Genomic DNA, 18,625 nt, shown 5'->3' on the forward strand with positions numbered 1-18,625 from the left:
ACTTTATCCGTGCATTGTTTCTTTAACGCTTAGATCTTTCATTACTTGCTTTTCAAAATCAAGTAATTCTTGCCACTTAGCGTCTACCTTTTTGCGTTCTCCATATTGACGAGCAAAATTTAAGAACATTGTGTAGTGTCCTGCCTCACTTATCATAAGCTTACGGTAAAACTTTGCGAGTTTTTTATCTTCTAGTTGTTCAGAAAGTAATCTAAAGCGCTCACAACTTCTTCCTTCTATAAGTGCTGCTACGAGTAACCTATTTATCAAGCTTTCTACTCTTGAGCCACCTTTTGGGAAGTAAAAACGTAGTTTATGTACATATTCATCTTTACGTTCTCTACCTAAATGTAAACCTCGTTCTACCATAAGGTCGTGCACCATTTTAAAATGGCTCATCTCCTCGATAGCTAGATCACTCATTGCTGCTACAAGCTCTGAGTATTCTGGAAAACCTATAATAAATGAGATTGCGCTAGAGGCTGCCTTTTGCTCACAGTAAGCGTGATCTGTAAGGATTTCTTCTATGTTTTTTTCTACTATATTTACCCACCTAGGATCTGTAGGTAGTTTAAGATGTAGCATCTGTATTGCTTCTTTATTTTCCATAGCAAAGGGTTTTATAAGTCTAGGTCAAAGGTCTTTCTCAAAATATCCAGAGCAGGATTCTGCTCTCTTAATTTATCGTATTTTTCTTGAGGAGTGTAGGCATATTTGCGCTGTACTTCTTCATTTACAGTGATATCAAGGGTGATATCATAGTTTTTTAAGCTTCTTTTTAAATATTCAAGTAATGGGCCTTGTGCTCGTTCTACCTCAATTTTCATTGTTTCGTTAGGGTACTCAAGTTCTATTGTCGTACCGTTAAGAGTTGGTTGGTCTGCCTCAAGATTTGAAGCGATGATGCGTTCTCCTTTTTGTAGTAATTTTTGTACGTAAGAAGCCCAAGCGGCTTGCATTGCGATTTCTGTAAAAGGTTCTGATGGCAGGTTTTGCACATCTACTTTTTTATCTGCCTTTTGTTGTTCAAGTTCTTTTTTGCGTTGCAATCCTTTTAGAGAAAGCCCTGATACTCTGTCTTTACGTATAGTTAGACTTGGGGTTGCCTGTGTAGTAGGTGAGCCTTGAGCAGGTACAGGTTGCTCTGGTTGAGCAGGAGTAGCTGGACTTGTTTGCTCTGTTGCTGGTACAGTTGCATTAGTTTCGACGGTGGTTGGTGAAACTTGCGTAGTCACTTGCGACTCATTATCGCTTACTGGAGTAACTATGTTGTTATTTACGGGCTGCTTTTCTGTAATAGCTGGTTCTTGCACCTGTTGTACAGGCGATGTTTGTTGAGCTTGCGTAGGGCTATGTACGGCTTGCCCTTGTGGAGTTTGCGGTTGTGCCACCTCCTGTGCGGCCGGAGTGTTAACTTGAATTTGTGTAGCACCTACCTTATAATAAGATGGCGGAACTATGAATGGACCATCATTTTTTTTTTCTCCATCAAAAGTGATAGAGGCAAGTTGCATAAGGCTTAGTTCTACCAGTAATCTCTGGTTGCGACTAGTTCTATACTTGAGATCACAACTGTTTGCAATATCTATCGCTTCCATTAAGAAAGCCATTGTTGTTTTTTGTGATTGCTCGTAATATTTTTTCTTAGTACTGTCACCTACTTCTAGTAAATGTATTGTAGGTGGGTTTTTACAAACCATTAGGTCTCTAAAGTGGGATGCAAGACCTGCTATAAAGTGATGCCCGTCAAAACCTCTTGCTAGGATATCATTAAACTGTACGAGTACCTGTGGGATATCATTTGTGAGTAAAAGATCTGTAGTTGTAAAGTAGGTGTCGTAGTCTAATACGTTTAGATTTTCGGTTACTGCTTTTCGCGAAAGCGTTTTTCCACTAAAACTTACTACTCTGTCAAAAATTGATAATGCGTCACGCATTGCTCCATCTGCTTTTTGTGCGATAATGTGCAGTGCTTCTTCGTCTGCTTCTATCCCTTCTTCGGCAGCGATTTGTACAAGGTGCTTGCGCGCGTCTGCTACTGTGATACGTTTAAAGTCAAATATTTGACAACGTGAGAGTATAGTAGGTATGATTTTATGCTTCTCTGTGGTGGCAAGTATGAATATGGCGTGCTTAGGTGGTTCTTCTAATGTTTTAAGAAAAGCGTTAAAGGCCGCTGCAGAGAGCATATGGACCTCATCTATAATATAAACTTTGTACTTACCTACTTGAGGAGGGATACGTACTTGATCTATGAGGCTTCGTATATCATCTACAGAGTTATTTGAAGCGGCATCTAGCTCAAAAACATTGAAGGCAAAGTCTTCATCTGGGCTAGTATTTTCGTCTGTATTAATCTGTTTTGCTAGTATACGTGCACAACTCGTCTTTCCCACTCCTCTAGGACCACAAAAAAGTAGTGCCTGTGCTAGGTGGTTGTTTTGAATCGCATTTTCAAGCGTGTTAGTAATAGCCTGTTGTCCCACAACATCTTTAAAGGTGGTAGGGCGATATTTTCGAGCTGATACTATGAAGGGTTCCATACTCACAAATATAAAGGGGTATGTAAAATTATACTAGTGAGTATGGCCTCTTTCTTGTTTACTTATTAACAGTAAGGGCAGATACTTTTTGATCTATGACCTTTACCATTATTTGATAGCTGTGACTTGCCATCTCGTCTGTACCGTTCCATTTTTTTGCATTTGAGATTGCTTTTTTACGGTACGCTTTTAAGCGCCTCAGTTTTTCTGAGGAATAGAATAGGGATTTCATATAAGAGTGTTTAAGGTTTGCTGTTGTAAAATAGAAAAAATCTTACAATACTTAATAGAAAATCAAAACATTATGTTAAAAAGTTATGAATGTCGTGATATCTCTTTTTCTATTTCGGCAGCTTCTGCATATAGCTTATCGCTTGCACTTCGGTCACTCTTAGATAGTTGGAAGGCTTGTTCTAGTATCTTTTTGTGTTTTTCTTGTAGTTTTTCAACTGGGCTTTTCTTTTTAAATAATCCAAACATTTCTTTTTTTTATTTTAAAGATACGGCTTGTAGCGGTCTTTTTCAAGGCTATATATGTCCGTTTTACAATTGAGGGCATATTTTCTACAATTCGGTAACTGCAACTTTAAAAAGAAGCAATTTGATATGATATTTACACCATCAATCAATAACAAAGTAATTATGAGAACTTCAGATCAAGAAAACAAATATCAAAGAGCACAAGCGAGAGTAGGAGAACTTAAAGAGTTTTATAACCATTTAGGCATTTATTTAATTTTTGTCGTATTCTTTCTAGCGCTTAACTATTTTACGAGCGGTTATTTTTGGGCAATCTTCCCTATATTAGGTTGGGGTCTTGGTATATTAGGCCACGCAGCAAATACCTTTAGATGGAATCCCTTTTTCTCAAAAGACTGGGAGCAGCGCAAGATAGATGAGTACTTACGTAATGATGATTTAAAATAATAGTATATGGAAACGCCACAAGAAAAATATCAAAGAGCTGCGGCTCACGTACAAAAGGTGCGTAAGTTTTATGGTAAAGTCATAAATGCTGTCATCGTTTGTGCCATTATCGCGGGGATAAATTATTATGTAAATGAGTTTAGAAATCCTTGGGTACTATGGGTAGTAGGATTCTCACTTCTAGGTATTGTGATAGACGGTCTCAAGCTGTTTGGTCTAGGTATCTTTTTAGGAAAAGGATGGGAACAGCGCAAAATACAAGAACACCTGGAGAGAGATGAAAGAGAAAATTCTTCAAACCCTATAATAAGAAAGTAATGGAGTACAGTAAAGAAAAATATGAACGCGCAAAAAAACGCGTAGCAGATGAGAAAGGTTTTTATAATCACCTTACCGTCTATCTCGTAATAAACACCTTACTACAGCTGTTTTATTCAGGTATCTTTTTTGACTTACATATCGGTGAGTATGCGCCGTGGTGGGTGCGATTTACAACACCATTTTTCTGGGGATTGTCTCTATTTATACATTGGATTTATGTTTTTAAAGGCTTTAGATTCTTAAAAGGTATACGTAAGTGGGAAGAGCGCAAGATTAAAGAGTTTATGCAAGAAGAGGAGGAAGAGTTTTCTTCACGCTTTCGCGAAAAATAGAAACTATGAAAACACTACTACTCACACTCCTGCTAGTTATAACTTCTATAACTAGCGCTCAAGGAGATTTTGTTATAAACAATGTAACACTATTTAATGGAGAAGAAATTTTAAAAAACCGCTCTGTGGCAGTAAGTAACGGAACGATAACTAAAGTATCTAAAAGACCCCAAAAAGCCGAAACCATCATAGACGGTCGAGGTAAATTCTTAATGCCAGCTCTTACAAATGCACACGTGCACACTTGGGCATTACCACAGCTTAAAGAAGCAGCTCAAGCGGGAGTGCTCAACCTACTAGATATGCACGGTATGGAACCTATGCAAAAAGCAATGGTAGAAGCCAGAACCTCTCTAGATGGTGCCAGATTATACAGAGCGGGATATGCTGCTACCACAGAGGGTGGTCACGGTACACAATATGGATTTCCTATACCCACTTTAAGCAAACCAGCAGATGCTGAACCGTGGGTGAATGACAGAGTAGCTGCAGGTGTAGATTATATTAAAATCATAGTAGAGCCGTGGAAAAAGACACTAGATAAAGAAACGGTAGCACAGATTATAAAAGAAGCACACAAAGCAAGTAAAATTGCAGTTGTACACGTTTCAAATGAAGAAGATGCTTATAATTCTTTAATTAGTAATGCAGATGGACTCGTACATATCTATCACGATAAACCTATGACAGACCAGCATTTGCAAAAGCTGGTAGGAGAGAAGGACTTTTTTGTAATTCCTACAATTTTAACCACGGTATTGATACAGCCTTTATACTTTAATAAAACTACAGAGGAGACAGCTCTTATAGAAGCAAATCTTTTAAAAGAGGTAAAACGTTTTTATGACGCTGGTATACCTATACTAGCAGGTACAGATCCACCTAATGCAAATATTAATATAGGAAGTGATTTGTATAAAGAGTTGGCTTTTTTCGCGAAAGCGGGATTACCCATAGAGGCTGTACTAGCAAGTGCTACGTCACTACCTGCAGAGAAGTTCTCTCTAGAAGGAGTAGGGTACATAAAGAAAGGTTATAAAGCAGATTTGCTATTGCTGGAGCAATCACCAGTAAATGATGTAATGAAGCTCAATACATTATCACATATCTGGAAAGAAGGTACCCTTGTCGAGCAAGAATAAGAATTAGTATTTTTACGTAAATCAAAGCACAAATAAATGAATGTACTCATCATAGAAGACGAAAAACCATCTGCTAGAAGACTTAATAGAATGCTAGCTGAACTAGGAGTAACTGTAAACGAAATGCTACACTCTGTAGCAGAAGCAGTGGCTTGGTTTAAGTCTAATGCGCATCCTGATTTGATTTTTTTAGATATTCAATTATCTGATGGCTTGTCTTTTGAAATTTTTGATGAGATAGAGGTTAAGAGTGCTATAATTTTTACCACAGCTTTTGATGAGTATGCTTTACAGGCTTTTAAACTTAACAGTGTAGATTATTTACTTAAACCCATAGATGATGAAGATCTTGAGAAGGCTGTAAATAAGTTTAAGGAGCGCGCACCTAAGCCGCAAGATGTGGCACTTAACTTTGAAGATATACGTAAGCTTCTAGGCGCTACGCCGGTAGAGCGGGAGTATAAAAAGCGTTTTACTACTAAGATAGGGCAGCATATAAAAATGATTCCTATAGACGAGATTGAGTGTTTTTATAGCGAAAACAAAGGAACATATGCTGGTACTATAGAGGGGCGCAATTACTTGCTAGATACTACGCTGGAGCTTCTGGAAAATGATCTGGAGCCTGAGACATTCTTTCGCGTAAGCAGAAAGTATTATGTAAATATTAATGCCATTGCAGATATTATAGCATACACAAATTCTAGACTTAAGATAAAGCTTAACAACTGGGATGAGCAAGAAATAATTGTGAGCCGTGAGCGCGTAAAAGATTTTAAAACCTGGATTGCTTAATCTTCAAGGTTTTCATTAAAAGCACTTGGAAGCATTTTTGGGATAAGTCGCACGAGTATAGGTAGTAACAAACCACCTCCAGGCAGTAAAAATACTGCCAGCGATGGTATACTTTTACAAATATCTAACAGCTGATTTTTCACCAGTTTACGTTCGTCTTTAGATAAATCCCGCGTGGTAGATTGCCCCAGTAATATGACCAGATCGCGGCTCTCACGTATCTCTCTTACTAGTCTTTTACTATTGCGAGAGATGAGATTACTTACCGTGCTAGTGGTCTGGTTATAAAAATGCTTTACAGGATTACTGTAGTTGAGATAGGCTACTTCATCACTATGCTCGGTAAGGAAGGTTTTTACAGCAAGTACACCCTCTAGATAGCCTTTTTCATCTAGGCCCATTACTGTGCAAAATTCCATAATAAAAAGACGCTCGTGCTCATCTATTTTTTGATCATCCCAGAGGGATAAACTACATAAGTCAAGTAGGTATTGTTGCTCTAGCGGTTCTGTGACTATACTTAAGTCTATCTCTGTAACCCGTGTATGTGTGTGCTTAATTAATGAGTTATAACGCAGCGAACTTTCAAAAAGCTTTATGAGTAGCTTGTTGTACTCATCTTTACTTTCTTTTTGTTGCAGGGCTAACCAGATGGTCTCAGTAAGTACGGCTTCTAGCTTTTTTGCATACTCATAAGGATCTTCTTGTGTAATAAGGTAGTGGTCAAAACTTAAGATGTCTATATAAACCAGTGCATTAGTTATAATGTGACTAAAGTTTTTTTGTAAAACAGACTCGTTAGTCTGTACACGCTGGTGTATGATTTTTTCTACCTTATACTCAAGTGACCCTTTACCTATAGGGATATTTATGATGTACTGTTCCTTCTTATCAAGTAATTTGTAAAAAGCGATGATGGCCTCCAGGCAATCTTCTTTTCTTGCATTTGTAATAGTATCGTAATAGGTGAATGCAAGTGCGTCAAAAAGGTTCACCTTGGTCTTTTCTTGAGTAGTCCAGGTAAGACCTTTTGATTCTTTTTCTGTAAGTGTGTCTAGTGAGTGTCCATAAATAAATCCCACTGCTCGCAAAGCCTCGTAGAAGTCTTCTTCATCCATCGCATTCTTGTCTATAAAATCAAGAAATGATGAGAAGTGCTTTTTTACCCAGCCAGTTGCAGAGGGATTCATTTTATTTACTTTTTAAATAGATTGCTACCTGTTATGCTTTCTTTTGAGCAGTAAGCTCTGCAATTTTTACAATGACCTCAACGGCCTTCATCATACTCTCTACGGGAACATATTCATACCTACCGTGAAAGTTATGTCCGCCAGCAAAAATATTAGGACAAGGTAATCCCATAAAAGATAGTTGCGATCCGTCTGTACCACCGCGTATAGGTTTTATGAGTGGCTCTATATCAAGTGCCTTCATAGCTTCTTCTGCAATGTCTACAATGTGCATTACGGGTTCTACCTTTTCACGCATATTAAAATATTGATCTTTTACCTCAACGGTAACGAGCTCTTTTTCTAGCTGTGCATTAAGCTCATCTGCTAGTTGTACCATCATAGCCTTGCGAGCTTCAAAATGTCCTTTATCGTGATCTCTTATGATGTACTCAAGTTTTGTGCTATCTACACTCCCTTCTATGTTATGAAGGTGAAAGAATCCTTCTCTATCTGAGGTATGCTCTGGAGTTTCTAGTCTAGGTAAGCTATTTATATAATCTGTAGCGATATACATACTGTTTACCATCTTACCTTTTGCATAACCGGGATGAACTATCTTACCCTCTATGGTAACCACAGCACCTGCGGCATTAAAATTTTCATACTCAAGTTCACCTATCTGGCTACCGTCCATTGTATATGCCCAGGCGGCTCCAAATTTATCTACATCAAATTTATGCGCTCCGCGGCCTATTTCTTCATCTGGAGTAAAGCCTACACGTATCTTACCGTGTTTTACTTGAGGATTTGCAAGCAAGTATTGCATTGCTTCCATAATCTCAGTAATACCCGCTTTATCATCTGCTCCTAGAAGGGTAGTACCATCTGTAGTTACAATAGTTTGACCTTTGTATTGTTTAAGATCTTCAAAATAATCTGGAGATAATACAATATTCTGCTCCTTGTTAAGCATAAGATCGCCTCCATCATAGTTTTCCCATATTTGCGGTTTTACATCTTTACCCGTAAAATCTGGAGTGGTGTCAAAGTGTGCGACAAACCCTATAACTGGCACCTCATAATCTACATTGCTAGGTAATGTAGCCATTACGTATGCATTCTCATCTATAGTAACCTCTGTCATCCCCATTGCTTCTAGTTCATCACGCAGTTGTCTTGCGAGGTCCCACTGGCACTCAGTACTAGGGGTTGTGTTACTTGCGGGATCACTTTCGGTATAGGTGGTTACGTAGCTTATAAATCTTTTGAGTAGTGCGTCTTTATCTATCATTGTGGGTGGTTATGAGTGCGCTTTCGCGAAAGCGTAAAAATCATCATTCAGTTCTACTTCAAAAATACCTCTTTTTGGAGTATTTTTGCACCACAGAAATCACCGAAATGTACAAACTCCTTATACGCCCGATTCTATTTTCTTTTGATCCAGAAAAAGTGCACTATTTTACCTTTAGATGGATAAAACGTCTGCATAAACTCGGACTTTCTGGAATACTCAATAATATGGGTAAAGTAGAAGATAAGCGCCTAGAGAGAAAAGTATTAGGTCTTACCTTTAAAAACCCCGTAGGGCTTGCCGCAGGGTTTGATAAAGATGCAAAACTTTTTAATGAGCTAGGAGATCTTGGTTTTGGTTTTATAGAGATAGGTACGGTCACGCCTAGAGCTCAAGAAGGAAACCCAAAGCAACGCCTCTTTAGACTAAAAGAAGATCAAGGTCTCATAAACAGAATGGGATTTAACAATGGCGGTGTAAAAGAAGCAGCAAAGCGACTTAAGACTAGAAAGAATAATTCTATTATAATAGGAGGGAACATAGGTAAAAATACCGACACAGACCCAAAAGATTATACAGAGGACTATCTTACGTGTTTTCACGAGTTACACCCAGTAGTAGATTACTTTGTACTCAATGTAAGTTGTCCTAATGTATCTAGTCACGCAAAGCTTAATGATAAGGATTACCTAGAAGAGCTTATAAAAGCAGTACAAAAAGCAAATGCGTCTTATGATATACAGCGCCCTATTGTTCTTAAAATCGCACCAGATCTAAATGACCAGCAGCTAGATGAGATTGTGGCACTTGTAAAAGACACAGGCTTAGATGGTGTAATAGCAAGTAATACATCTGTAAATCGTGAGGGACTTAAAGTTACAGATGCTAGACTAGAAGAGATAGGTAACGGTGGTTTAAGTGGTAAACCTGTAACAGATCGCTCTACAAGAGTTATAAAATATCTAGCAGATAAGAGCAATAGATCATTTCCTATTATAGGAGTGGGTGGTATACACAGTGCGCAAGATGCGCTAGATAAAATAGAAGCCGGTGCCTCGCTGGTGCAATTATATACTGGCTTTGTGTATGAAGGGCCAAGTCTCATAAAAGACATAAATAAAGCAATACTAGCGAAAGGTTAAGAAACAACTCTCGTCTACAAGGGTTTATTTACAACTATGAGAAATTCTCACAAACTTATTTTTGCCTCCATTGCCGTTATGCTTTTTGCAATGAAGCCAGATGTGGCTGCATTTATTCCACAATGGCTCAAACTTGCAGTTGCGGGCTTGTTACTAGTTTTAGGTTTTTACACAATGTGGAAAGAACGACAGTGGTAATCGTATTTGCTTTTTCCTTATTTTAGGGCTTTATAAACCTACCTATCTGTGATAGCATCTTTACTAGCCTTTCTTGCAGCAACTGCCTTACTAGCATTTTCACCTGGACCAGATAATATTTATGTACTTACCCAGAGTATTGCAAATGGGAGTAAATCTGGACTGGCAACTACGGCAGGGCTTATTACTGGTTGCATTGTGCATACAACGCTAGTTGCCTTTGGACTCTCTGCAATTATAGCAGCTTCTCCTTATCTGTTTCTCGCAATAAAAATTGTAGGGGCAATTTACTTACTCTACCTGGCTTACAAAGTGTTTAAAAGTGATAGTACTATAAACCTAGCAGAAGCAGCGCCAAAGAAAACATATCTCGCACTCTTTAAACAGGGCGTACTTATGAATATCCTTAACCCCAAGGTTACCATATTTTTTCTAGCGTTTTTCCCAGGTTTTCTCTGGGATCCTGAAGGTAATACGGTGTTTCAATTTTATGTGTTAGGTCTTCTATTTATGGTAGAGTCGTTTTTGATTTTTGGATCTATAGCCATTGTTGCTGGTAAAATATCACATATACTCCGCACCAGTGAGAAAGCTGGGGTTGTCTTAAAATGGCTACAAATTATTGTATTTATTGGTATTGCCATATTTGTACTATCAGACTACTAGTTTTCTAATTTATATACAATAGCTTGCCAAGGTCTTAATAAGAATTCTTTAAAAGTTTTATCATCAAGTATCTTGTCATTTGAGATGAGTTTTATCTTTCTATTGTAACTTAATGATAAGGGTAATGAGAATCGCTCCACCTCATCAGAAAAATTGAGAAGTATAAGGAACCTCTGGTCCTCTTGGGTTCTTGTATAGCAGTATACACGCTCGTGCTCTGGCCGTATGCACTCATAATCTCCATATACTAGCGCTGGGTGCGCTTGTCTAAGTGCAGTAATATCTTTAAAATAAGAAAGAACAGAATGCTTGGATTTTAGCTGGGCTTCTACATTTACTCCATTTTCATAATCTGGATTTACTTTTATCCAGGGAGTTGCGCTTGTAAATCCAGCATTTGCGCTTGTATCCCATTGCATAGGTGTGCGTGCATTTTCTCTAGCTGCGTGTTGCTCACTTTGCATAAAGGCTTCTAAATCGCCACCTCGATTTTGTATAGTTTTATACCTATTTATTGTATTTATATCTCTATAATCTTCTATATCTGTAAAGCATACATTAGTCATACCTATCTCATCACCTTGATAGAAGTAGGGGGTACCTCGCATAGTGAGTAAAAAGGTGTGGAGTAGGGTAGCGCTGTTTTTCCAGTGTTCTGGACTATCATTCCCCCAGCGGCTTACAGACCTTGGGAAGTCGTGGTTTGCGAGAAATAAGGAGCCCCATCCAGCTTTTGCAAAAGCAGCATCCCAGTCACTAAATACTTTTTTAAATTCCACAAGACTATATCCTCCTTCCCTCATTTTAAAAACTTCTCCAGGAGCTCTATCTAGGCTCATCAAGTCAAAGTGAAAGAACATATCCATCTCTTTACGATCTTCGTGTACGAAGTCTAGAGCTTGGTCTATAGCTATACCAGGACCTTCACCTACGGTAAATGCATCATATTTTGAGATTACCTCTGTATTAAGTTCATTAAGATACTCGTGTACCTTAGGCCCATTTGCATAATAGGCAATATACTCGTGCGGCTCTGTCGCATTAATCTCTGGATAGCTAGTGTCTTTACTTATAAAGGGAATAACATCCATACGGAAACCATCTACTCCTTTTTTAAACCAGAAATGCATCATATCATATACCTCCTTGCGCACGGCTGGGTTTTCCCACTTAAGATCTGGTTGCTTTACGGCAAAGTAGTGTAGGTAGTAGGCATCTGTTTGCTCATCATATTTCCAGGCATTTTCTTCTACATCAAAGTAGCTCCATCTTTTAGGCGGCGTTCCTTTTTCGACAGGCCACCAGTGAAAGTAATCTCGATAGGCATTATCTCTAGAAGATCTACTCTCTTTAAACCACTTGTGCTCATCACTGCAGTGATTAACTACAAGATCCATAATGAGACGTAACCCTCTTTCTTTCATACCAGAGAGTAGCTCATCAAAATCTTCCATAGTGCCAAACTCTGCCATTATCTTGCGATAATCACGAATGTCGTACCCATTATCATCATTTGGCGAGTCATATATCGGGTTTAACCATATAATGGTAACACCAAGACTTGCTATATAATCTAGTTTTTCTATAATACCACGTAAATCTCCTATACCATTTCCGGTAGTGTCATTAAAGGATCTAGGGTAAATCTGGTATACAATACCTTCTTTCCACCAGGTTTTAGTTTGCGACATAATGTGTAAAATAAGATGAGTTACGAAGTTAGGTATCTATACGCTTTCGCGAAAGCGTAAAAAGATCTTCTCTTCATCTAAGCTCGCGTTTTGATAATCAAGGTGTTAAACAAAAACAGTAAATCGAGACTTTATTAATTAATTTTTGTAAGAATAATCATCAAAATAAATTGCTAATTTTTTTAAAAAGTAGTTAATGTTAAATTCGCAAAACACTGAAAACGTTGTGGTTAATCGAGTGTTGAAAAAGAATTTTCTCACGTTATCGAAAAATTGTAAGAATTTACTTTTTGTTTAGCATTCTGTTTTAGCTTTACAATGTTGATAAAGAGCAGACGCCTTCCCCCTTTAGTTTGTATCTCAACGTCCTCCCCCGTAGTAAATTGATTAAGCGCACATTAGTGCACTCCATACTATTGTAAAATAGTAGAGATAGACTGTATTTATTAACCATTTATTTATTAATCTAATTTTTTATACTATGAAAAAATTAATGATCAGTGCTGCGGCGCTAGTATTTGCTACAACAGTTGTAGCGCAAGACAATGTAAGCTCTGTAGAGCAAGTAGGAGATGCAAACCTTTCTGCAGTATTACAAGTAGGATCTATTAACAACAACAAGCTAGTTACTAAAGGGGACAATAACACTGCAGAGGTAGTATCTCTAGGTAGAAACAACCGTAATGTAAATAGTCAAGGTGGAGATGATAACAACTTTGAAGTATTACAAACAGGAAGTCACAACTCTTCTAGAGTTAACCAAGGTCAAGTATCTAGTAACGGTGCTGTGACACGTGTAGGTAATGACAATGAGGCTCGTTTATTACAAGATGGAGTAGGAAACTCTTCTGTAATTAATCAATACTCTGCAACTCCTGGACAACTATCTAATGACAATGAGGCTGTTGTAAGTCAAGTAGGAGATGGTAATGCAAGTGTTGTAGGTCAAGACGGAGATTTTAACTTTGCAGACACTGCTCAAAATGGAAATGATAACGACGCTATCGTAAGCCAGGTTGGAGATTCTAACTTTTCTGAAGTAGATGCTCAAGGTAATTCTAACGTTGCAAGAGTATACCAAGGTGGACAGTCTAACACTAGTACAATTCTTTCTTCTGGAAATGGAAACTTTGCAGATACTGCTCAACAAGGAACTCTTAATGATTCTACAGTAGATCAGTTTGGAGACGGAAACTCTTCTGAGGTAGACGCACAAGGTAACTCAAACATTGCACGTACGTACCAAGGTGGTAATAACAACGACAGTTCTATATTTTCTACAGGAGATAGCAACTTTGCAGATACAGCACAGCAAGGTAATGGTAATAGCTCTGAAGTAATCCAGACTGGAGATTCTAACTTTTCTGAAGTAGACCAACAAGGTAACGGAAACTTAAATTTTGTTTCTCAAGTAAGTAATAATAGTAGCTCTGACGTTTTTCAAGTAGGAGACGGAAATGATACTCGTGTAAGCCAGTTAGGTGAGAGCCAGGTGTCTTTTGTATCACAACTAGGTGATTCAAATGTTGCACGTGTTTATCAAGGTGGAGATTCTAACTTAAGTGTTATTGCTCAAGACGGTACTTCAAACTTTGCAGATACAGCACAGCAAGGTACTAATAACTTATCTGGAGTTTTACAGATGGGAACAGGTAACCAGTCTGAAGTAGATCAATTAGGAACTACAAACCTTTCTTTAGTAGGTCAATTTGGAGCAGGAAACGTATCTACAGTATTACAAGACGGTACGTCTAACGGGTCTCTAGTAGGTCAGTTAGGTACAGGTAACACAAGTACAGTTTCTCAAACAGGAACTGGTAACGCTTCTGTAGTATTACAAGCTGGATTCTAAGCATAAAAACATAAAGCCATTATAGACATTGTAGTTATTATTAATTAATAATTATATAAATGGTGAAAGCACTACCGTATGGTGGTGCTTTCTTTTTTTAGAGAAGGGGTTGCAGAGTACGCTTTCGCGAAAGCGTAACAAACCCTACCAGTAAACCTTAATATTGTGTAACTTTGTCCTCCGAACAGATTTCGGAAATATCTATGAGCCAAAAAGTACTTCTTAACGCGACAGAGATCAACATCATTCTCAATCGTCTGGCTTGTCAACTCATTGAGAATCATCTAGATTTTAAAGAAACCGTTTTAATAGGTATACAGCCCAGAGGAGTCTACCTAGCCGAACGTATTAAAAAGTTATTAATAGAAGAATATGCCATAGAAGAAATAAGGCTAGGCTATCTTGATATCACTTTTTATAGAGATGATTTTAGAAGAACAGAGAAGACGCTAGAAGCAAACAAGACCAAGATTGATTTTGTAGTAGAAAAGAAAAAGGTAGTCTTTATAGACGACGTTCTTTATACAGGTAGAAGCATTAATGCTGCTCTTACTGCAGTACAAAGCTTTGGACGTCCAGAAGAGGTAGAGCTACTATGTCTTATAGATAGAAGGTTCTCTCGACACCTACCTATACAACCAGATTACAAAGGGAGACAGGTAGATGCCATAAATGAAGAAAAAGTAAAGGTGTGCTGGAAAGAAAATGAAGGCGAAGACACCGTATATCTTGTAAAAAGCTAATTTTTGAGTATGAGTGAGCTTAGTGTCAACCATTTGCTGGGTATTAAATATATCACTGCTGCAGATATTGAACTTATTTTTAAAACGGCAGATCATTTTAAGGAAGTGATTAATAGACCTATTAAAAAAGTTCCTTCTTTGCGTGATATTACCATCGCAAATCTATTTTTTGAAAACAGCACCCGTACAAAGCTCTCCTTTGAGCTAGCCGAAAAGAGACTAAGTGCAGACGTAATTAACTTCTCTGCTGCAGCCTCTTCTGTTAAGAAGGGAGAAACACTTATAGATACCGTAAATAACATCTTATCTATGAAGGTAGATATGGTGGTAATGCGTCACCCTAATCCTGGAGCAGGTATCTTTTTATCAAAACATATAAAGGCGAGTATTGTAAACGCTGGAGATGGAGCACACGAGCACCCTACGCAAGCGCTACTAGATAGTTACTCTATACGTGAGAAACTAGGTGACGTTGCTGGAAAAAATGTGGTTATAGTGGGCGATATTTTGCACAGCAGAGTAGCACTCTCAAATATTTATGCCCTCAAGCTACAAGGAGCAAATGTAAAAGTTTGTGGACCCAAAACATTAATGCCTAAGTACATTGAGTCACTAGGCGTTGAGGTAGAACTAGATTTAAGAAAAGCACTAGAGTGGTGTGATGTGGCAAATATGCTTAGAGTACAAAACGAGCGTATGGACATAAGTTACTTCCCTAGTACTAGAGAGTACACGCAGCAGTATGGAGTTAATAAACAACTGCTTAACTCACTCAATAAAGAAATTGTAATAATGCACCCAGGTCCTATAAATCGAGGTGTAGAGATTACCAGTGATGTTGCAGACTCAGATCAGGCTATTATTCTAGATCAAGTACAAAATGGGGTAGCCGTGAGGATGGCTGTCATCTATTTACTTGCGTCAAAAATTAAGCAATAATGAAAATTATAGAAAAAGATACATACACTATACTAGGAGACGAGCGTGATGACGTGTTAGACTTTGCGATGTATCTTGAGAAAATAGTACCATTACATTACGATAAAAAAAATCTTGTTATAGATTTATTAAAGTATGAGAACCTCACTCTAGACCAGCTAGTGCAGTTTATAAAACTGTCTAACTACCAGCGTGGTGGTAAGCTCTCTTATGTGATTGTAAATACAGGTATAGATTATGACCTTGTACCAGACGAGATGGTGGTAGTCCCTACGCTAGAAGAGGCTGGAGATATTATCGCGATGGAAGAGATAGAGCGTGATCTCGGTTTTTAAAAAGTAATATAATGTCTAGCAATCTACATCTTACCATATTAGGTTGTTATGCAGCTGCGCCCGGTAGTTATAAAAACCCTACTTCTCAAGTTTTAGAAATACGCAATAACCTATTTCTCATAGACTGTGGTGAAGGTACTCAAGTAGCTTTACGACGCAATAAGATTAAGTTTGCCCGTATTAAGCACATTTTTATATCACACCTGCACGGTGATCATTTTTTTGGTCTTATGGGCGTGATAACAACTTTTAGTTTACTTAAACGTACTGCACCACTTACCATTTATGGCCCTAAGGGTATAAAAGAGCTTATCTTACTGCAATTAAAACTTACAAAAGGATTTACAAGCTACCCCTTACACTTTCGTGAAATAACAAGTAAGGAGCCAGAAGTGATTTTAGAAAATGAAGAGATTACGGTAACCACTATACCACTCAAGCATCGCATCTATACAAATGGTTTTTACTTTGAAGAAAAACTAGGTGAGCGCAAGCTAGATATAACTGCTTGTTTAAAACTAGATATAGATCGTGCATATTATAATAAAATAAAGCAGGGAGGAGATATCACATTAGATAACGGGACAGTTGTAAAAAATGAACAACTCACCTTTGATCCGCCGCAACCTAAAAGTTATGCTTATTGTAGTGATACTGCTTATTATGAAGAAATTGTATCACAAATACAAGGGGCAACAGCATTGTATCACGAGGCTACATTTCTAGAAAGTCACGCACACTTGTGTAAACCTACTGGGCACAGTACAGCAGCACAAGCAGCTCAAATAGCAGCTATGGCTGGAGTAAAAAATTTAATATTAGGTCACTACTCTGTACGATATGGTGATTTACAAGAATTTATAAAAGAAGCCACACCCTACTTTGAAAATGTACACCTAGGTGACGATGGTAAGAATTTTACCTTTTAAAAAAAGATTATGATGGAAGAAGAAGTAAAGAAAATAGCAAAACCTATTTTAGCAAGATTACAAGTACATTTTGATGGTTTAATCCCACGTAACCTGTTTCTTGTTAATCCAGATATACGTCTTAAAAAAGTTAATAAAACCTACGGGTCTACCTCTGTAAAAGATAGCATAAGTATTGCGTTTAAGGTTTTCATTTTTGAAGATCAATATATCTGTGAGTACTTTTTAAATGCAGATGGATACACTGAGCACCGCAGGTATAATATAGATAGAGATCAGGTAGAAATGCTTGAAAACTTTGAGGGGCAGTTTGGTGCAGAAGATTTTGATGATGATGATATGGACTATGAAGAATTTACCCGTATTAGAAAACACAATGATAAGGTGAGAAAACTCTTGATAAAGAAAGGGTTTATGAGGAAATAATACTACCGCTTCCACTTTTAATTTTATAGCGGTCTTTGTACATTTACTACAATGAACAGGGACTTACACGACTACAGAAAATCATACGAAAAAGGCGAGTTACTTATAGAAAACGTCGCACAACATCCTATAGATCAATTTAAAACTTGGTTTAAAGAGGTAGAAGAAGCTGGAGGTGTTGCAGAGCCCAACGCTATGACTATTGCCACGCTAGGTGATGACGGTTTTCCAAAATCAAGAATTGTACTTCTTAAAGAATATGACCAGCAGGGATTTGTATTCTACACAAACTACACGAGTGAGAAAGGAGTTAGTATCGCACAACATCCTAAAGTGGGTGTTTCTTTCTTTTGGCCTAATTTAGAGAGACAAGTCATTATAAAAGGTGATATAGAAAAAGTTTCAGACGCTCGTTCGGATGCATATTTTAATAATAGACCTAAAGACAGTCAGCTAGGAGCTTTAGTTTCAGACCAAAGCACTGTTATAAAAGATAGAACTGTTCTTGAGGAAAAGATGATTTCGCTTAAAGCGAAATATAAAAATCAAGATATACAGCGTCCCTCACACTGGGGTGGATACATCATAAAACCTGTTACAGTTGAGTTCTGGCAAGGTAGACCAAGTAGATTACACGACCGTGTGCGCTATCGTAAAGAAGGTGATAACTGGATAATAGAGCGACTAGCACCTTGATATGAAAACATTATACCTAGTACGACACGCAAAGTCAAGTTGGAAATTTGATGTAATAGACCACGAGCGACCGCTCAATGAGCGAGGCCTTGAAGATGGACCAAAAATGGCTGGACATATTGCGGCTACAATGCCTAAGCCAGATCTTTTAATGAGCAGTGACGCCTTAAGAGCAAAGACTACTGCAGTATTTTTTGCAAAGGCATTTGCTATTCCAGATACAGAGATTATACTTAATCATAAAATGTACGATTTTGAAGGACGTGATCTGGTTGAGGTGATAAAGAGTGTAGGTGATGAGGTAGATACACTTATGGTTTTTGGTCATAATAATGCAATGACAAATTTTGTAAATTCCTACGGTGATTTACGAGTAGATAATGTAGCTACTGCAGCCTTTACGGCTATCACATTTGAGATTCATAATTGGCAAGATTTAATACCCGGAAAGACAATTTATCATAAGGCTCCAAAAGAACTTTAAA

23 protein-coding genes are annotated in these 18,625 nt (G+C 37.8%); 16 read left to right on the forward strand and 7 right to left on the reverse strand.

All coding sequences use genetic code 11. The features are described 5' to 3' along the window. Nucleotides 1-3 precede the first annotated feature (3 nt). From ACJJVM_RS00700 to ACJJVM_RS00715, 4 genes are all read right to left on the reverse strand, one after another. Nucleotides 4-585 (reverse strand): tRNA-(ms[2]io[6]A)-hydroxylase, encoded by a 582-nt coding sequence (locus ACJJVM_RS00700; protein ID WP_298351382.1) that lies wholly within the window; start codon nt 583-585, stop codon nt 4-6. A 35-nt stretch (nt 586-620) separates the two neighbouring features. Next, on the reverse strand, nt 621-2,543 hold the full coding sequence (locus ACJJVM_RS00705) for a DNA polymerase III subunit gamma/tau (RefSeq protein ID WP_405210438.1): 1,923 nt from the start codon (nt 2,541-2,543) through the stop codon (nt 621-623). A gap of 58 nt (nt 2,544-2,601) precedes the next feature. Then, nucleotides 2,602-2,775: a hypothetical protein gene (locus ACJJVM_RS00710; RefSeq protein ID WP_298350994.1), complete on the reverse strand. Its 174-nt coding sequence runs from the start codon at nt 2,773-2,775 to the stop codon at nt 2,602-2,604. Between the two features lie 83 nt (nt 2,776-2,858). Then, a complete protein-coding gene (locus ACJJVM_RS00715) occupies nt 2,859-3,023 on the reverse strand; it encodes a Lacal_2735 family protein (protein WP_021779273.1) in 165 nt (54 codons plus the stop codon). A gap of 162 nt (nt 3,024-3,185) precedes the next feature. Between ACJJVM_RS00715 and ACJJVM_RS00720 the strand changes: the two genes are divergently transcribed. From ACJJVM_RS00720 to ACJJVM_RS00740, 5 genes are read left to right on the forward strand one after another with little or no spacing between them, the layout of a single operon-like run. Then, nucleotides 3,186-3,470, forward strand: coding sequence for a 2TM domain-containing protein (locus ACJJVM_RS00720; RefSeq protein WP_035328545.1), 285 nt, complete (start codon nt 3,186-3,188; stop codon nt 3,468-3,470). 6 nt (nt 3,471-3,476) lie between these two features. Continuing rightward, entirely contained in the window at nt 3,477-3,788 is a 312-nt protein-coding gene (locus ACJJVM_RS00725; protein ID WP_405210439.1) for a 2TM domain-containing protein, read from the forward strand. Then, on the forward strand, nt 3,788-4,123 hold the full coding sequence (locus ACJJVM_RS00730; protein ID WP_021779270.1) for a 2TM domain-containing protein: 336 nt from the start codon (nt 3,788-3,790) through the stop codon (nt 4,121-4,123). Before ACJJVM_RS00725 ends, ACJJVM_RS00730 begins: the two co-directional genes overlap by 1 nt. Before the next feature lie 5 nt (nt 4,124-4,128). Beyond that, nucleotides 4,129-5,265 (forward strand): amidohydrolase family protein, encoded by a 1,137-nt coding sequence (locus ACJJVM_RS00735; protein WP_405210440.1) that lies wholly within the window; start codon nt 4,129-4,131, stop codon nt 5,263-5,265. Nucleotides 5,266-5,301: 36 nt separating this feature from the next. Further along, nucleotides 5,302-6,060: a LytTR family DNA-binding domain-containing protein gene (locus ACJJVM_RS00740; protein ID WP_035324661.1), complete on the forward strand. Its 759-nt coding sequence runs from the start codon at nt 5,302-5,304 to the stop codon at nt 6,058-6,060. Here the strand turns inward: ACJJVM_RS00740 and ACJJVM_RS00745 are convergent. Further along, nucleotides 6,057-7,250: an LETM1-related biofilm-associated protein gene (locus ACJJVM_RS00745; protein WP_021779267.1), complete on the reverse strand. Its 1,194-nt coding sequence runs from the start codon at nt 7,248-7,250 to the stop codon at nt 6,057-6,059. The two genes, ACJJVM_RS00740 and ACJJVM_RS00745, sit on opposite strands and share 4 nt — an antisense overlap. A 31-nt stretch (nt 7,251-7,281) precedes the next feature. After that, on the reverse strand, nt 7,282-8,523 hold the full coding sequence (gene pepT, locus ACJJVM_RS00750) for a peptidase T (protein ID WP_405210441.1): 1,242 nt from the start codon (nt 8,521-8,523) through the stop codon (nt 7,282-7,284). A 107-nt stretch (nt 8,524-8,630) separates the two neighbouring features. Here pepT and ACJJVM_RS00755 point away from each other — a divergent pair, with 107 nt between their 5' ends. The 3 genes from ACJJVM_RS00755 to ACJJVM_RS00765 are packed head-to-tail and all read left to right on the forward strand — an operon-like array spanning nt 8,631 to nt 10,529. Then, nucleotides 8,631-9,665, forward strand: a complete 1,035-nt coding sequence (locus tag ACJJVM_RS00755; RefSeq protein WP_405212154.1) for a quinone-dependent dihydroorotate dehydrogenase — start codon at nt 8,631-8,633, stop codon at nt 9,663-9,665. A 36-nt stretch (nt 9,666-9,701) separates the two neighbouring features. Then, nucleotides 9,702-9,863, forward strand: coding sequence for a hypothetical protein (locus tag ACJJVM_RS00760; protein WP_157496188.1), 162 nt, complete (start codon nt 9,702-9,704; stop codon nt 9,861-9,863). Nucleotides 9,864-9,911: 48 nt separating this feature from the next. Next, a complete protein-coding gene (locus ACJJVM_RS00765) occupies nt 9,912-10,529 on the forward strand; it encodes a LysE family translocator (protein WP_405210442.1) in 618 nt (205 codons plus the stop codon). Here ACJJVM_RS00765 and ACJJVM_RS00770 read toward each other — a convergent pair. After that, nucleotides 10,526-12,220, reverse strand: coding sequence for an alpha-glucosidase (locus ACJJVM_RS00770; RefSeq protein ID WP_405210443.1), 1,695 nt, complete (start codon nt 12,218-12,220; stop codon nt 10,526-10,528). The two genes, ACJJVM_RS00765 and ACJJVM_RS00770, sit on opposite strands and share 4 nt — an antisense overlap. A 481-nt stretch (nt 12,221-12,701) precedes the next feature. Here ACJJVM_RS00770 and ACJJVM_RS00775 point away from each other — a divergent pair, with 481 nt between their 5' ends. The 8 genes from ACJJVM_RS00775 (at nt 12,702) to ACJJVM_RS00810 (ending at nt 18,624) form a co-directional block, all read left to right on the forward strand. Further along, nucleotides 12,702-14,072 (forward strand): hypothetical protein, encoded by a 1,371-nt coding sequence (locus ACJJVM_RS00775; RefSeq protein ID WP_405210444.1) that lies wholly within the window; start codon nt 12,702-12,704, stop codon nt 14,070-14,072. Between the two features lie 203 nt (nt 14,073-14,275). Next, nucleotides 14,276-14,815 (forward strand): bifunctional pyr operon transcriptional regulator/uracil phosphoribosyltransferase PyrR, encoded by a 540-nt coding sequence (gene pyrR / locus ACJJVM_RS00780; RefSeq protein ID WP_021779260.1) that lies wholly within the window; start codon nt 14,276-14,278, stop codon nt 14,813-14,815. A gap of 9 nt (nt 14,816-14,824) precedes the next feature. Continuing rightward, a complete protein-coding gene (locus ACJJVM_RS00785) occupies nt 14,825-15,754 on the forward strand; it encodes an aspartate carbamoyltransferase catalytic subunit (RefSeq protein ID WP_021779259.1) in 930 nt (309 codons plus the stop codon). Further along, a complete protein-coding gene (locus ACJJVM_RS00790; RefSeq protein ID WP_298350956.1) occupies nt 15,754-16,089 on the forward strand; it encodes a ribonuclease Z in 336 nt (111 codons plus the stop codon). Before ACJJVM_RS00785 ends, ACJJVM_RS00790 begins: the two co-directional genes overlap by 1 nt. Before the next feature lie 11 nt (nt 16,090-16,100). Beyond that, complete coding sequence (locus ACJJVM_RS00795) at nt 16,101-17,018, forward strand: ribonuclease Z (RefSeq protein ID WP_405210445.1); 918 nt, start codon at nt 16,101-16,103, stop codon at nt 17,016-17,018. Nucleotides 17,019-17,027: 9 nt separating this feature from the next. Next, nucleotides 17,028-17,444, forward strand: coding sequence for a hypothetical protein (locus tag ACJJVM_RS00800; protein ID WP_298350950.1), 417 nt, complete (start codon nt 17,028-17,030; stop codon nt 17,442-17,444). A 51-nt stretch (nt 17,445-17,495) separates the two neighbouring features. Further along, a complete protein-coding gene (gene pdxH / locus ACJJVM_RS00805) occupies nt 17,496-18,140 on the forward strand; it encodes a pyridoxamine 5'-phosphate oxidase (RefSeq protein ID WP_405210446.1) in 645 nt (214 codons plus the stop codon). Nucleotide 18,141: 1 nt separating this feature from the next. Then, nucleotides 18,142-18,624 carry a SixA phosphatase family protein gene (locus tag ACJJVM_RS00810; protein WP_405210447.1) on the forward strand — a complete coding sequence of 161 codons (483 nt, stop codon included), beginning with the start codon at nt 18,142-18,144 and terminating at the stop codon, nt 18,622-18,624. The last annotated feature ends 1 nt before the right edge of the window (nt 18,625 follow it).

This window comes from Dokdonia sp. Asnod2-E02, assembly GCF_045063915.1.
Classification (GTDB): domain Bacteria; phylum Bacteroidota; class Bacteroidia; order Flavobacteriales; family Flavobacteriaceae; genus Dokdonia.